We start from the raw sequence: 15,132 nt of genomic DNA, 5'->3' as shown, positions 1-15,132 counted from the left end.
ATCATAGGCCCTGTTGTGCTTCCAACGCTTTACGCTTGTTGCGACGGACTTGTGCCACACGCGCAGAGATCAGGATAAAGATAATGACTGCGATCGCTGCCAGCCACCATTCCATATGGCGCTGCCACAAGGATTGCGGATTATCTTCTTTCGCGAAGCGACTGTCGGTCGGGTCGTTTTTATCAATTTGCAGCACAGGTCCGGCATCGGTGATCACCGCCAGGTTGCCATGCGCGAGACGGAATGAACTGGTGAGTACCGGCATGTTTTTGCCCACGCTGTAAAAGCGTATACCGCTCTGTCCATTGACTTCGACCACTTCTGCCACACCGATACGATCCAGTCCCTTTAACTGCAGGATAGGTGTCTTCTCCGCACCGTTCAGCACCAGTGCACCGTTATGTTCTTCGGCCGTCGGCTTGCCTTCCGGTGCTACGTCCAATGCCAGGAACGGAGTAGCAGGTTTCAGTGGTTCGCCTTGTTTCAGCACGGAGAATTGTGTATGTATCGATGACAGTCCGGCTGCATCGGCCATACGTACCGTCATCGGCAACATGGCCAGCGCATCCTGCAACCAGGCATCCTTGACGATAAGCGTGCTTTCTTTCGCGTAACGTGCTGCAATACCGACGAAGTTATTGCCTGGTGCCATTTGCTTCAGTTTCAAATGGCTACCCGGGAAAATCGTAACCGGGAACGACGAAGTCACGTCATGACATTGGAGCTTGGAAGACTGACGTATAAACGCGATACGGATGATGTTGCGTGCCGCCAGCGTGTAGTACGGAATATCCACTATCACACGATGCGGCTGTCCATCCGCCGTCATCACACGTGCACCGAGCAAATAGTCATTCATAAAAATCGACACCACCGGCGCTTCGCCATTCGTGCCTGGAGCGGCGGATAAGTCAAACACCACCTGACTAGGCAGGCGACCACTACCGACCAGTTCACCTATCTCGAATGACACTGCACGTTCGGCTTTTTCCGATACGTCCATCGTGCCGTTGATACCGCCAAACTGACTAAGCAATACAGTGGACGCTTTGGCCCGTAATGCTTCGGCGGTCTCTACCGTTAAATCCTTGGCCGCTGCAATCGGGCGCCACAAGGTATCCAGCAATGCGGCGGCTTTCTTGCCTCCTTTGGCAGACACCATGATGACGGGACTACCAACGAAGGACACCAGGCTAAGCTGGTCGGCTTCGTCTTTCTGATCCAGGATGGCCACATCGGTTTTTAACCAATTCTGGAAGATGGTGCTGGCGTCGGGCGAGCTGGCCTGTATCTCTGCGCCCAGCGCATTCATCGCATTACGCAAGTTGGTCTTCATCGCTGCATCAGCCACCACCAGGTCAGCGCGGAACTGTCCCTGGTTTCCCAGGATGAACAAAGCGGCGATTTCGGCATTGTTCTTGATCTTGTATTTCGCATCGCCATTCATCAGGGAAGCAAAAGACGGGATGCTACGCAATTCAGGTGGCACGCTAATCTCGGAAAGATTGACGGTGTCCCCCACTGCCGGCATCGCCATCCAGCGTGGCCGTTTGCCTGCGCGCTTGATGGTCAGGCCCATACGCCATGCTGTGTCATACGCGTCAGGCGTAAGGTTGCGCCCAGATACCAGCAAGACCGGATTCGGTGGCAAAGCGCTCCACGCGGTAGCGATCGATTTGATCGCGCTGCGATCGTAGCTATAGGTAAATCTGGTGCTGGGCTCTATCCTTAAAGCATTACCCGGCGCGCGCTGGTCGCTACACACCGTCTCAGATATGACCGAAGACCACTTGACCCCGAACTTTACAAAACCATCGGCGCGCGCCTGCCCCGGAATCGCAATGCCCTGGCTCAGATCACCCTGCTCTTCCGCCAGCCTGCGCGCCACGGTCGGATAACCGTCGACCGACAAAGCCATCGAAGTACGGCCACCGTCAGCCCGCAGATAACTCGCATTGAATTGCAGCGCAGCGTTCGTCACCTGCACACCGGCAGGCACCGGCAGGAATAATTCGCGCTGGCTTTCAACACCGGTAAAAATCAGCGGCGTGGTAATGCCCAGTTCTTTCAGGGTCACCTGGCGCTGCACCGACTGGTCGGATGCCATTTGCAGGAAGTGACGTCCTACGCCATCCGCTGACGATGCAGTAGCGGTCACGGTAGATAAAAGGATAGCGGCCGCTAGCGGCACTAACATGGAAGAACGGGATGGGTGGGAGATGCGATTAAGTACGCGCATAATTTCCTCGGGAGATAAATTCGCTTAGGGATGCATCGGTAGCAGCATTGAATTCTTCGAAATCCTTACCCAACAGGGCACGCACGATACGGGATGACGCATGACCATCACCATAGGGATTCACTACATTCGAAAATTGCTGATATTTTTTTTCGTCATCGAACAAGAGGCTGACGCCGTCGACTATGCGTTTCTTGCTGGTACCGATGAGCTGCACAGTCCCGGCCGCTACCGCTTCCGGACGTTCGGTGACATCACGCATGACCAGTACCGGCTTGCCGAGCGATGGCGCTTCTTCCTGCACGCCGCCGGAATCGGTTAACACCACGTGCGATAGCTGCATCAGTCGCACAAACTCCAGATAGTCCAGCGGCTCTATCAAATGCACACGCGGCAAATTCGAGAGCAATTGCTGCACCGGGCCGCGTACATTTGGATTGAGATGCACCGGATAAACGATATCGATATCAGGACGCTGGGCCAGTTCGGCCAGCGCTTCGCAAATGTGCGCGAAGCCATCACCGAAATTTTCGCGGCGATGGCCAGTCACCAGCAAGACACGGCGTTGCGGTGAAATAAAAGGAAACTTCGCATCGAGCCTGGCGCGCAGGCTGGCATCCTTATCCAGGCGCTGCGCGGTCAGTTGCAAGGCATCGATGACCGTATTACCAGTCACGACGATGCGGCCGGCAAGGTTTTCGCGCAGCAGGTTGTCGCGCGAGCTGATAGTAGGTGCAAAGAGAAAATCGCTCATCACATCCACCACACGGCGATTCATCTCTTCCGGCCACGGCTGGCTCAGGTCGCCGGTACGCAAACCCGCTTCGACGTGACCGACCGGGATACGTCGATGGAAGGCTGCGGTCGCCGCTACCATCGCAGTTGAGGTATCACCGTGCACCAACACGCGATCCGGCCGCTCGCTTTCCAGTATCGGATCGAGCTTGGCAAAGATGCGCGAGCACAAGGAATTCAGCGATTGATTGGGAACCATCACATCAAGATCGTGATGCGCCTTGATATCGAACAGGCTCATCACCTGTTCCAGCATGGTTCTGTGTTGCCCGGTGATACAAACCACCGAGTCTATGCTGGCAGCCTGCTCCAGGGTGCGTACCAAAGGAGCCATCTTGATGGCTTCCGGACGGGTACCGAAAATGGAAAGTACTTTCATGCGCCTGTTGCCCTTTCTAAAAAAGTTGTCATTTGAAAACTAACTCGACAACTTATTGATTGGTTTCTTAGATTTGCAGCGCTTGAAGCCGGGGTGCTTCTTCTGTCTCTTGCAAAGAAAACAGCCCGTGAACCAAAGTATTAAATTCTCGTTATAAACATTTATAACATGAGTCACAAATGGTGAATAAGTTCATTTACATTTGTCAACTTTAATACCAACGTACTTTACACAACAAGCGTTGACAAATAAAAACTAATTCGTCATGGATACTTATACTGAGGAAATGAAAAAACGGATTCAGCAAAACGGCTACAGCCGGTTAAAACGATGGGAATGAAACGGGCGGAAACAGTAGCGTGACTGTCCCCGCCGGAAGTGGCAAAAAACTGGTAATGCGGACTGTTCGGCAAATATAAGTGCGCGAATTCAAACGCCAAATATCAGGAAGCCTGGATAACGTTCAATGTACTCAATTTGCTGATGGCAAGGTCAAGGAAGGCGCGGGATTTGGGTGCCATCAGGCGTGCGCTGGGGACGATCAGCTGAACCGGCAAAACAGGCGATTCAATTTTAGGCAGCACGCGCAACAAAGTGCCTGCCAGCAATTCATCTGCAACCTGATACGACAACACCCGCGCCAGGCCGCGTCCGGCTTTGGCCGCCAGTAACACTGCATCGATTTCATTCACAATCAGGCGCGGCGTCAGCGCGACAATTTGTTCACGGCCGTTATGCCGGAAGCGCCACTCCGGTGCTTTCTCGCGGATGGCGGTAAAAATCACATCGTGCTCGGCAATCTCCGCGATCGATTTCGGCGCCCCCTTGCGCGCAATATAGTCAGGACTGGCGACCAGCAGGCTCTGCACTTGCCCGACCCGCCGCGCCACCATGCTGGTATCGGCCATTGCACCTATGCGCACGCCGACATCTATTCCCTCTTCTATGAAATCCAGGTTGCGGTCATTGGTGACCAGCTCTACCCGCATCTCGGGATACAAATCAAGGTAGCTATTGACGATAGGCGCGACATGACGCCGCCCAAACACCACCGGTGCCGTCACCTTCAACACGCCGCGCAAAGGCGCGGATGCATCTTCCTGTACCGTTTCCTCATAATCGCTGAGTACGCGCCGCGCATGCTGCGCAAGACGCAAACCTGCCTCGGTCGCCACCAGGTGACGCGTGGTGCGTTCAATCAGGCGCGTGCCGACACGTTCTTCCAGAGCCCCCAAAGCCCGCGTAATGGCTGGCGGGGAGCGTCGTAGTTTACGGCTGGCACCTATCAGGCTGCCGCTATCCAGGATGGCGATAAAGACTTCGAGCTCGTCCAGTCTGTCCATTTAATTCTTCCTAATTTTGAAACAGTAAATTTCAATTTTTCCTAATTTACATCAATTTAAGGAATAACTAAGATTTAGTCACCCAAACCGAAGGAGTAAATCATGACCACCCCCAGCATCAAACTCTATGGCGTCACCCTGTCCGGTCACTGCCATCGCGTCGCCCTCTTCCTGAATCTGCTCAATATTCCATTTGAAGCCGTGAATGCCGATGCGACGGTGCGCGCCTCTGCTGACTTCCGTCAGCTGAATCCACTCGGTCAGATTCCGGTGCTGTGCGATGGCGACGTGGTGCTGAGCGACAGCAATGCCATCCTGGTTTATCTGGCCAAACGTTACGCTGCAGGCAGCCTGTGGTTGCCTGAAGATGCCGTAGGTGCAGCACAAGTGCAGCGCTGGTTGTCGATTGCGGCGGGCGAATTACGTTATGGCCCGGCCAATGCGCGTATCTATCGCTTATGGAAAATGGGCAAGGATGATCCAGTCCGTGCAGCCGAGATCGGCCACGATTTGCTCGGCTTCATGGAACAGCATCTCGCTAGCCGCAACTATCTCGCGACCCATCATCCAACCATCGCCGACCTGGCTTGTCATTCATATATAGCGCACGCACCGGAAGGCGGCATTCCGCTGGATCAATATCCGGCAGTACGTTCATGGCTGGCACGCATAGAGCAACTGCCAGGCTTTGTGGCAATGCCACGTTCAGCGATACCGGAAGCAGCATGAACATCCAGCCGGAGCTCTTTCATACTGGAGAAGTGCAGGCGCATGCACTGGCAGGTAGTGGTACGCCTGCCGCTGCGATACGCAACTTCATGCCGGAACAGCACCGGCAATTCTTTCCGTTGTTGCCCTATCTGATGCTGGCAACGACGGACGACAGCGGCTGGCCGGTCGCCAACATCGTGACCGGCGCGCCAGGTTTCGTCTCGTCGCCCGATCCGCAGCATTTGCACATCACCGCAGATGCGCATTGGCCGGGCAGCAGCAAGCAGCAATTTTTAAGCGCTAAGCAGGTAGGCATGCTGGGCATAGACTTCAACACCCGCAGGCGCAATCGCGCTAACGGTGTAATACAGCAGACCGGTGATGAAGGCGTGAGCATCAGCGTGACGCAATCTTTCGGCAACTGCCCACGCTATATACAACTACGCGATGTGTATGCAGCGCCGCCGGGTGAAGTTGCACAGCCGGTGCAAAGTTTTACCGACCTCGATGCGGCTGCACGCAAGCTGATCCACAACGCGGACAGTCTTTTTGTAGCGACCACTTCAGGGACGCATGAAACCAGCATGGGCGGGCCGGATATCTCGCACCGTGGCGGTATGCCAGGTTTCATCCGGATTGATGGCAACACGCTGACGATACCGGACTTCAACGGCAACAAGTATTTCAATACGCTCGGCAATATGTTGCTGGAGCCGCGTGCAGCCTTGCTCTTCATAGACTATGCCAGCGGTGGTTTGCTGCATCTGCAAGGCCGGACCGAAGTACTGTGGCAATCGAAGGAGGCTGCTGCCTTGACTGGTGCGGAACGCATATGGCGCTTTCACATCAATGGCGGCTGGTGGCAGGCACATGCGATCCCGCTGCGCTGGAGCCTGCGCGAAATTGCACCGACTACCGCACGCACCGGTGTCTGGACAGAAGTGTCTTGAACAGGAAAATTTAAGCCGGAGTCGCAGCCAATTTCATATGCAGCAAGGGGAAAGGATTGCCCTGCCCGTCTGCTGCTGAACGCCCTACTACCTGAAACCCCATGCGCTGATAAAAACCCAGCGCTTGTGGGTTTTGTTCATTCACATCGAGTTCATGCGCGCCCATGATATCGACTGCATAGCGCACTAGTGCCTTGCCTATGCCGCGACCGCGACTCCCGGGTGCGATGAACAGCATCTCTATCTTGCCGTTCAAAGCACCTATGAATCCCTGTACATTGCCAGCCTCATCGCGATATGCGCGCAAAGCCATCAGCGGCAAATAGTCGTTCAATACTCTTGGCTTGAGATCCTGGATATCTGCTTCGCTCAGGAAGTCATGCGTCGCGCGCACCGACTGTTCCCAGATCTCCGTCAACAGCGCGAACTCGCTATTGTCGACGGTGGAGAGATGTTGGTTTGGATAAGTACTCATATTGCTTTTAATTCTGCGCGTGCCAATTTTCGATCATACAAAAATACTGACCCCGCCAGCAAGGTCAGCACCACGCCGACAATACAGATTGCATGCCAGCCACCGAGACGCCAGGCCAATGAACCCAGCGCAGAACCGGAAGCAGCACCGATAAAATAACTCGTCATATACACCGCATTCAGACGTGAACGCGCTTGCGGTTCCAGCTGCAGAACCACGCTTTGATTCGTGATGTGCAAGCCTTGCAATGCGAGATCGATCACCAGCATGCCGACCAGGAACCACATCAGGCTGGTGCTACCCAGCCAGAAACAAACCCACGCCAGCAACAGCAATAACAGGCAAGCGATGCTGGTAGTTACACCAAAGCCTTTGTCGGCCAGACGCCCGGCCACGCTGGCCATCAATGCACCAGCGATACCGACCAGACCCACCAGGCCAATGCTTGCATCGCTCAAACCGTGATTCGGGCCCGACAATAACAAGGCCATGGTGGAGAACAACACACTCACCGAAGCGAAGGTCAACGCTCCCATCAGCGAGCGACTGCGCAGGCGTGGATAACGTCCGATCAGTGTTGTCATCGAACGCAGTACTTGCAGATAACTTACCTGTGCCGGATTGCGCGAAGGCGGCAGCAAACGCCACAAAGCCAGCGCCACCAGCAACATGATGACACCTGCAACCCGATACACGGTGGTCCAGCCACCCAGTTCTGACAACAAACCGGCCAGGCTGCGTGCGGTCAGGATACCGATCAGCAAACCGCTCATCACCAGTCCGACCGCACGACCACTACGACCGGGATCAGAGAGGGTCGCCGCCATCGGCACCATGATCTGCGCCGCCACGGAAAACAAACCCGCCATGATGATGCCGATGGACAGCATCGTGATGCTGACAGAGTAGCCGCTAATGAATTGTCCGGTGGCAGCCAGCAACATAAGCGTGACTGCCAGACCGCGCCGCTCCAGCTTATCGCCCAGCGGCACCAGCAACACCAGGCCCAACGCATATGACACCTGCGCCATGGTTACTGTGAGCGCGGCCGTCGTTTCACTGACGTCCAAGCTGAGTGCAATCGAATGCAATAAAGGCTGGTTGAAATAATTGCCGCCCGCGCACAGACCAGAAGCCAATGCCATCAGGAGCAAGGCTGAAGTATTGAGATATTTGGGCGGAACAGCGGAAACTGCGGCGGGAGTAGGAAAATCTGCGGATGACATAGCAGAAGCTTAAAGGAAATCCGGAAAGCTTGTCAGCGCTAGCAAATAAGCTGTCATACAGACAAGCCCCTGAGTTATCTATGCAAGGAGCGATATAGAACCACTATTTGATACGCTGCTTTTCCAGCTTGCGCGCCAGCGTCCGTCTATGCATACCAAGACGTCGTGCCGCTTCCGAGATATTGAAATCGGTTTCCACCAGCACTTCATGTATGCGCTCCCACTCCAGCGTCTTGATCGATGTCGAACGCGTACTTACTTCAATCTCGACCGCACCCGCGACATGGCCGAAGGCTGCTTCGATGTCATCGGTATTTGATGGTTTAGCGAGGTACTGGCAGGCGCCGAGTTTAATTGCTTCCACTGCGGTGTTGAGGCTGGCGAAACCGGTCAGGACCACGATCAGCATCGCCGGATCATGCTTGTGCAACATCTGTACGCAAGCGAGGCCGGAGGTGTTTCCTTCCAGCTTGAGATCGACTACCGCATAACCGGGATTGTGCTCGCGCAAAAGCGCACTCGCTGCTTCCAGGTTGGCGGCGAGCAGCACGGTGTAACCGCGTCGTTCAAAGGAACGACCCAGCGTGCGGGCAAACGCCGCGTCATCTTCAATAATCAGCAATAGACGGTTATCAGCCGACATCTTCATCATCCTCGTCGAGACTGATAGCAGAGAGCGGCAAGGTCAGCTCCACAGCCGCCCCACCCTCTTTACGGTTACGGGCGGCAACAGTACCACCCAGTTTGCGTGCAACATTCACCACCAGGAACAAGCCCAGGCCGCTACCCGGACGTCCTTTGGTCGATTGATAAGGCTTGCCTATCTGCGACAACATATCGGGTGGAAAACCAGGGCCTGCATCGGTAATCAGCAAAGTCAGCACATCTTCCTTGCTTGATACTTCCAGCCGCACCCAATGCGGCGACGCTTCGACCGCATTATCCAATACATTGCAGATCATTTGTTTCAATACCGAATCGAATACAACAGGTACGTCCTGTTCTATGCGGTTCTTATATTCAAAGTAGGTAATCGCACGGCTACTGCGCCATTCTGCCGCCAAATCATTCAGGAAAGTGTTGAGCGTGGTTTTCACCGACGATTCACCGCGCGCTTCACCGGCCGACAACAGGATGCTGCTGACGATGGCCTTGCAACGCTTGAGTTGCGTTTCCATCTCGACGATTTCAGCCCGCAGTTCCGGATTGTTGGTGAACTCTGGCATGTGACGCCAGTCACCCAGAATCACTGACAGCGTCGCCAATGGCGTGCCCAGTTCATGTGCCGCACCGGAAGCGAGCAAACCCATGCGCACAATGTTTTCTTCTTCCGTCGCGCGCTTGCGCAAATCAGCCAATTGGCTCGCACCGGTACGCAGGTTGCGATTGATACGCGTGATGAAGAAAGCCAGCAGGATAGCGTTCAGCGAAAAACAGATCAGCACGCCTTGCACATACATGCTGAAGACCAGGTATTCGTGATCGTAAGGCAGAGTCAGCGGGCTGGAGAGTATCGACAAGGCGACCAGGCAGGCGCTGGTGATCGCCACGATAATCCAGGTCGACCACGCTTCCAGCAACACCGCGCTGAGGATGACCTGCAGCAGGTAGAGGAAGATGAAAGGATTGGTGGTGCCGCCGCTGAGATAGAGCTGGGCTGTGAGGATAGCGACGTCGACCAGCAAGGCGAGGAATAACTCGCTATTGGAAACCCGGGGACGTTCGTGCCAGCGCAGGTGGCTGGCAATATTGAAAGCAACCAGGCAGACCAGCACTTCCAGCATGTGCCGTACCGGCAACTCGATGCCCAGGCCCAGCGTGACCACAGCTATCGTTGTAATTTGTCCAACGACGGCGATCCAGCGCAGCTGGATCAACTGCTGCATATTCTTGTGGCCTACGGAGTTATCCGCGGCTGTCCAGCGGTCCCGCTCTTTGACGGCGTCCTTATTCGCTGGAGCTTCGGTTTTTCCCAACATCTTCGGTTTCTCGGTCTATACGGTCAGCACGGGTGCCGGTAGCGCGCGCCTTGCGCTCTTCGCGCCTGAACCAAAAAGCCGCGCCCGCCACCATCAAGGCAAGAGCATACCAAGTAAGTGCATAGACGAGATGGTTATTGTGAAATGAGATGATGGTCAGCCCACCGACCGGCTCTGCGATAGCAGGGTCTGCCGCCGGATTGGCTGTACCTGGCTTGCCCGCTTCCGCATCGATGAAATACGGTGCGACCGGTGCCAGCTGGTGCTGTGCAGCGATCGCCTGCACGTCACGCGAATACCAGCGATTGCCGGCCGGATCGTTGTGACGCAGGAAACCGCCGCCCGGCTCACTGATGCGCAACAGTCCGCTGACGCTGACCACTTGCTGCGGATCGCCTGCTGCAGGCGTACTACGTTCCGGTATGTAACCACGATTGATCAGGAAGATATTGCCGTCTGCGCTACGCAACGGTGTTAACACCCAGAAACCTGCACCCAGTTCGGTGACTGCCTGTACCTTGACCGACTGCTCATACAGGAAATTGCCGCTGACGCTGACATGCCGGTACTCATCATTGGCTGCGCTGACTTGCGGCCATGCTTGAGGTCCCGGTGCCGGGGTAGCAGCAGCATGCACGCGTTGTTCGACACGTTCGATCAGCGCCAGCTTCCACTGCAGCCGATATACCTGCCAGGTGCCAAGGGCGACCAGGCCGGTGAACAAAACGAGCGCTATCACGGCCAGCACCGTCAAGGTGGTGGTCGAACGTGAAAGCGGCCCGGCTTCCTTCGAAACCGGGCCGCTCGTCTGTGCAGACTGATCAGTCATTAGCGATGATTCATCTGCTGGGCTGCGCCCGTCATCGCATTCGATGAAGTGTGCAGCTCATTGGTAGGATCCATCAGGTGCGGCATCATGTTGTGGTTCATGTGGTACATGACCCAGATCGAACCAGCCAGCATGATCACAACCACCATCACGGTGAAGATCAGACCCAGCATCGACCAGCCACCTTCCGACTTGGTGTTCATGTGCAGGAAGTAAATCATATGCACGACAACTTGTACCGCAGCAAAGCCGAGGATAACAAATGCGGTAGTGCTGGAGCTGTCAAACACCTTGGCCATGACCAGCCAGAACGGAATCGCTGTCAGGATGACCGACAGGATGAAACCGATGGCGTAGCTTTTCAGGCTGCCGTGTGCGTGACCGTCGTCGTGACCATGACCATGGCCGTGGTCGGCGCCATGCGCGCCGTGTGCGTGATGATCGCTCATGGCAACACTCCCATCAGATAAACAAAGGTAAATACACCGATCCAGATCACGTCCAGGAAGTGCCAGAACATCGACAGGCACATCAGGCGACGACCGTTTTCAGGAATCAGACCGTGACGTTTCAATTGGAACATCAGGGTAACCAGCCAGACGATACCGAAGGTCACGTGCAGACCGTGGGTAGCAACCAGGGCAAAGAAGGCAGTCAGGAAGCCGCTGCGTTGCGGACCTGCACCTTCGTGCAACAGGTGGCTGAACTCATACAGTTCGAGTGCCAGGAAGGCTGCGCCGAGCAAACCGGTGACTGCCAGCCAGATCATGGTGGCGTTCAGGCGTTTGCGTTGTGCTTCCAGCATGGCGAAGCCGTAGGTGATCGACGACAACAGCAGGAAAGCCGTATTCATCGCTACCAGTGGCAGGTCAAACAGGTCAGCACCGGTAGGACCGCCTGCGTAGTTGCGACCCAATACTGCGTAGGTTGCGAACAGACACGCGAAAATCAGGCAGTCGCTCATCAGGTACAACCAGAAACCCAGCAAGGTGCCGTTTTCCGGATGATGCTCTTGCACGTAGTAACGCGCGCTTGGGTCAGCGCTCAGAGCGCTTGAGTTTGCGGTAATTTCAGACATGGCTTTCCAACAAGCGAGTGCGAAGATTTTCGGTACGGGCTACTTCTTCCGCCGGAATGTAATAATCGCGTTTGTAATTAAAGGTATGGATGATGATCGCTGCCAGCAGGACCACAAAGGTCACGCTTGCCACCAGCCACATTTGCCAGATCAGGCAGAAACCAATCGCTGCGCTGATCGCCGAAATGATGAAGCCTGCGCCAGTGTTTTTCGGCATATGGATAGCGGTGAAACCTTCCAGCGGACGCTTGTAACCATTCTTCTTCATGTCAGCCCAGGTATCGTTATCGTAGACCTTAGGTGTGAACGCGAAGTTGTAGTCTGGTGGTGGCGACGAAGTCGACCATTCCAGAGTACGGCCATCCCATGGATCACCAGTCACGTCACGCAATTCATCGCGACGACGGAAGCTGACGTAGAACTGGATCAGCATCGAACCGATACCCAGCGCGATCAGGACCGCACCGAACGCAGCAACCTGGAACCAGATTTGCAGCGATGGATCCTGGAACTGGCTCATACGACGGGTAACACCCATCAGGCCGAGTACGTACAACGGCATGAAGGCCATCCAGAAACCGACGATCCAGAACCAGAACGAGCATTTACCCCAGAACACGTCCAGCTTGAAGCCGAATGCTTTCGGGAACCAGTAGTTGATACCTGCAAACAGGCCGAACAACACACCACCGATAATCACGTTATGGAAGTGAGCGATCAGGAACAGGCTGTTATGCAATACAAAGTCAGCTGGTGGTACTGCCAGCAAGACGCCGGTCATACCGCCGATCACGAAAGTGATCATAAAGCCGATGGTCCACATCATAGGCAGTTCGAAACGGATACGGCCGCGATACATCGTGAACAACCAGTTGAAAATCTTCGCGCCGGTAGGGATCGAGATAATCATCGTGGTGATACCGAAGAACGAGTTGACGCTGGCCCCTGAACCCATGGTGAAGAAGTGATGCAGCCACACCAGGTAAGACAGGATGGTAATAACCACGGTCGCGTACACCATCGAGGTGTAACCGAACAGACGCTTGGCCGAGAAGGTCGATACCACTTCCGAGAACACGCCGAACAACGGCAGGATCAGAATGTAGACTTCAGGATGTCCCCAGATCCAGATCAGGTTGACATACATCATCGCGTTGCCGCCCAGATCATTGGTGAAGAAGTTGGTGCCGAAGATACGATCCAGCGACAACATCGCCAGTACTGCGGTCAGTACCGGGAACGCAGCAACGATCAGAACGTTGGTACACAGAGCGGTCCAGCTGAACACTGGCATCTTCATCATGTCCATGCCTGGTGCACGCATCTTGACGATGGTGACGATCAGGTTGACACCTGACAGCAGCGTGCCGACACCGGCAATCTGTAATGACCAGATGTAGTAATCAACCCCGACGTCCGGACTCGCCAGAATACCCGACAGCGGTGGATAAGCCAGCCAGCCGGTTTTTGCGAATTCACCAACGAACAGGGAAGCCATCACCAGGACAGCACCGAAGGTGGTCATCCAGAAGCTGAAGTTATTCAGGAATGGGAAAGCAACGTCGCGTGCACCGATTTGCAGTGGCACTACGTAGTTCATCAGACCGGTAACCAATGGCATCGCCACGAAGAAAATCATGATCACGCCGTGCGCGGTGAAGATCTGGTCGTAGTGATGTGGTGGCAGGAAGCCTGGGTTGTCGCCGAAAGCAATCGCTTGCTGGGCGCGCATCATCAATGCATCGGCAAAGCCGCGCATCAGCATGATCAAACCGAGGATCATGTACATGATGCCGATTTTCTTGTGATCGATACTGGTGATCCAGTCACGCCACAAAGTACCCCACAGGCGGAAATATGTAATGCCGCCCAGGACAGCTGCGCCGCCGAGGACAACCATTGCAAAGGTTACCAGCAGGATAGGCTCATGGAACGGAATTGCGTCCCAATTCAGACGGCCGAAGATAAGCTTCGTCAGATCAGTATGGTCTTGCATTAGTTACTCTTCAATAAATTGGTGGACGGAGTACATACCGCTGCATCGATTTCAGCAAGGGCTGTTTTGTCGTCTCTGAGGAAATTCTTCGCTGCAGCCTGAACCTTCATACGGGTCATGTCTTCGTGCATGATTTTATTCATGCAAACAGTGCCTTCAGCGACGCAACGATTCAGGACAGCGTGATACAGGTCTGGCGCAACTTTACCGAAGTGACGTACCGGCTCACGTTCGCTAGGCTGTTCGAGTTCGGTGTAAACCGCACGATCCAGGGTCTGGCCGTTTTTCTTCGCATCTTTCACCCATTGATCAAAGTCAGCTACGTCCATGCCGTGATACTTGAAGCGCATGTGCGAGAAGCCCGGGCCACTGAAGTTCGCCGAGAAGCCGTCAAACGTACCTGGCTTATTAATAACCGCGTTCAGCTGGGTTTCCATGCCTGGCATTGCGTAGATCTGACCAGCCAGTGCAGGAATATAGAACGAGTTCATGACTGTCGATGCCGTGATCTTGAAGCGGATAGGCACGTCAACAGGTGTCGCCAACTCATTAATAGTTGCAATACCTTGTTCCGGATAGATGAACAACCACTTCCAGTCAAGCGCCACAACTTCAATCGTCAGCGGTTCAGCAGCAGCCGAAATCGGACGGTTGGCATCCAGGCGGTCGAGCGGACGATATGGGTCCAGCTTGTGAGTACTGATCCAGGTGATCAGGCCCAATGCGATAATGATCAGCAGCGGAGCGCCCCAGATCACCAATTCGAGTTGTGTAGAATGATCCCAGTCTGGGTCGTATTTAGCTTCGGTGTTGCTCTTGCGGTAGCGCCATGCGAATAAAATCGTCAGGGCGATGACAGGAACAATAATCAACAACATAAGTAGCGTGGAAACAACGATTAGTTGTCCCTGCTGAGCGGCAATGTCACCTGATGGATTCAATACTACCCAGTCACATCCGGCCAGCAATGTGAGTGGTAACAGCATTAATCCGCGACGAGTTATCAAAGAAGTCATTCAATGCATTACGGAGGTTGGGAGATCGTGATAATGTAATACAAACAGCGCGCGTTGCCGATTGGACGTTTTGTCCCACCCTACGGGTAAGGGACTTGTGGTGTGGGACGGCGTCA

At 54.7% G+C, this 15,132-nt stretch carries 14 protein-coding genes; 2 read left to right on the top strand and 12 right to left on the bottom strand.

What is annotated here, in order from left to right; genetic code table 11:
• Position 1 precedes the first annotated feature (1 nt).
• The 3 genes from H7U06_RS11240 to H7U06_RS11230 all read right to left on the bottom strand — a co-directional run bounded on the left by H7U06_RS11240 (position 2) and on the right by H7U06_RS11230 (position 4,756).
• A complete protein-coding gene (locus tag H7U06_RS11240) occupies positions 2-2,239 on the bottom strand; it encodes a cellulose biosynthesis cyclic di-GMP-binding regulatory protein BcsB (RefSeq protein WP_175626261.1) in 2,238 nt (745 codons plus the stop codon).
• A complete protein-coding gene (gene wecB / locus H7U06_RS11235; protein ID WP_175626260.1) occupies positions 2,226-3,413 on the bottom strand; it encodes a non-hydrolyzing UDP-N-acetylglucosamine 2-epimerase in 1,188 nt (395 codons plus the stop codon). Before wecB ends, H7U06_RS11240 begins: the two co-directional genes overlap by 14 nt.
• Positions 3,414-3,856: 443 nt before the next feature.
• Positions 3,857-4,756 (bottom strand): LysR family transcriptional regulator, encoded by a 900-nt coding sequence (locus H7U06_RS11230; RefSeq protein WP_175626259.1) that lies wholly within the window; start codon positions 4,754-4,756, stop codon positions 3,857-3,859.
• 102 nt (positions 4,757-4,858) lie between these two features.
• On the opposite strand from H7U06_RS11230, the gene H7U06_RS11225 reads away from it, so the two are divergent.
• Together H7U06_RS11225 and H7U06_RS11220 are read left to right on the top strand one after the other, a co-directional pair.
• Positions 4,859-5,485 carry a glutathione S-transferase family protein gene (locus H7U06_RS11225; RefSeq protein ID WP_175626258.1) on the top strand — a complete coding sequence of 209 codons (627 nt, stop codon included), beginning with the start codon at positions 4,859-4,861 and terminating at the stop codon, positions 5,483-5,485.
• Entirely contained in the window at positions 5,482-6,417 is a 936-nt protein-coding gene (locus H7U06_RS11220) for a pyridoxamine 5'-phosphate oxidase family protein (RefSeq protein ID WP_254873225.1), read from the top strand. The genes H7U06_RS11225 and H7U06_RS11220 overlap by 4 nt, the downstream gene beginning before the upstream one ends.
• A gap of 10 nt (positions 6,418-6,427) precedes the next feature.
• Here H7U06_RS11220 and H7U06_RS11215 read toward each other — a convergent pair whose 3' ends face one another.
• The 9 genes from H7U06_RS11215 to cyoA form a co-directional block, all read right to left on the bottom strand.
• Entirely contained in the window at positions 6,428-6,892 is a 465-nt protein-coding gene (locus H7U06_RS11215) for a GNAT family N-acetyltransferase (protein WP_175626256.1), read from the bottom strand.
• Positions 6,889-8,118, bottom strand: a complete 1,230-nt coding sequence (locus H7U06_RS11210; protein ID WP_175626255.1) for an MFS transporter — start codon at positions 8,116-8,118, stop codon at positions 6,889-6,891. The genes H7U06_RS11215 and H7U06_RS11210 overlap by 4 nt, the downstream gene beginning before the upstream one ends.
• 103 nt (positions 8,119-8,221) lie before the next feature.
• Positions 8,222-8,761 carry a response regulator transcription factor gene (locus H7U06_RS11205; protein ID WP_175626254.1) on the bottom strand — a complete coding sequence of 180 codons (540 nt, stop codon included), beginning with the start codon at positions 8,759-8,761 and terminating at the stop codon, positions 8,222-8,224.
• Positions 8,751-10,097 carry an ATP-binding protein gene (locus tag H7U06_RS11200; protein WP_175626253.1) on the bottom strand — a complete coding sequence of 449 codons (1,347 nt, stop codon included), beginning with the start codon at positions 10,095-10,097 and terminating at the stop codon, positions 8,751-8,753. Before H7U06_RS11200 ends, H7U06_RS11205 begins: the two co-directional genes overlap by 11 nt.
• Positions 10,066-10,926 carry an SURF1 family protein gene (locus H7U06_RS11195; protein ID WP_175626252.1) on the bottom strand — a complete coding sequence of 287 codons (861 nt, stop codon included), beginning with the start codon at positions 10,924-10,926 and terminating at the stop codon, positions 10,066-10,068. Before H7U06_RS11195 ends, H7U06_RS11200 begins: the two co-directional genes overlap by 32 nt.
• Complete coding sequence (gene cyoD, locus H7U06_RS11190) at positions 10,926-11,375, bottom strand: cytochrome o ubiquinol oxidase subunit IV (RefSeq protein ID WP_175626251.1); 450 nt, start codon at positions 11,373-11,375, stop codon at positions 10,926-10,928. The genes H7U06_RS11195 and cyoD overlap by 1 nt, the downstream gene beginning before the upstream one ends.
• Positions 11,372-12,004: a cytochrome o ubiquinol oxidase subunit III gene (cyoC, locus tag H7U06_RS11185; protein WP_175626250.1), complete on the bottom strand. Its 633-nt coding sequence runs from the start codon at positions 12,002-12,004 to the stop codon at positions 11,372-11,374. The genes cyoD and cyoC overlap by 4 nt, the downstream gene beginning before the upstream one ends.
• The gene (cyoB, locus tag H7U06_RS11180) at positions 11,997-14,000 is read right to left on the bottom strand and encodes a cytochrome o ubiquinol oxidase subunit I (RefSeq protein WP_175626249.1); all 2,004 of its coding nucleotides are present in this window, start codon (positions 13,998-14,000) and stop codon (positions 11,997-11,999) included. Before cyoB ends, cyoC begins: the two co-directional genes overlap by 8 nt.
• Complete coding sequence (cyoA, locus tag H7U06_RS11175) at positions 14,000-15,016, bottom strand: ubiquinol oxidase subunit II (protein ID WP_175626248.1); 1,017 nt, start codon at positions 15,014-15,016, stop codon at positions 14,000-14,002. Before cyoA ends, cyoB begins: the two co-directional genes overlap by 1 nt.
• Positions 15,017-15,132: the final 116 nt, after the last annotated feature.

It is taken from the genome of Herminiimonas sp. Marseille-P9896 (assembly GCF_903993245.1).
Classification (GTDB): domain Bacteria; phylum Pseudomonadota; class Gammaproteobacteria; order Burkholderiales; family Burkholderiaceae_D; genus Oxalicibacterium; species Oxalicibacterium contaminans.
This window is presented reverse-complemented; position numbering and strand designations above follow the sequence as displayed.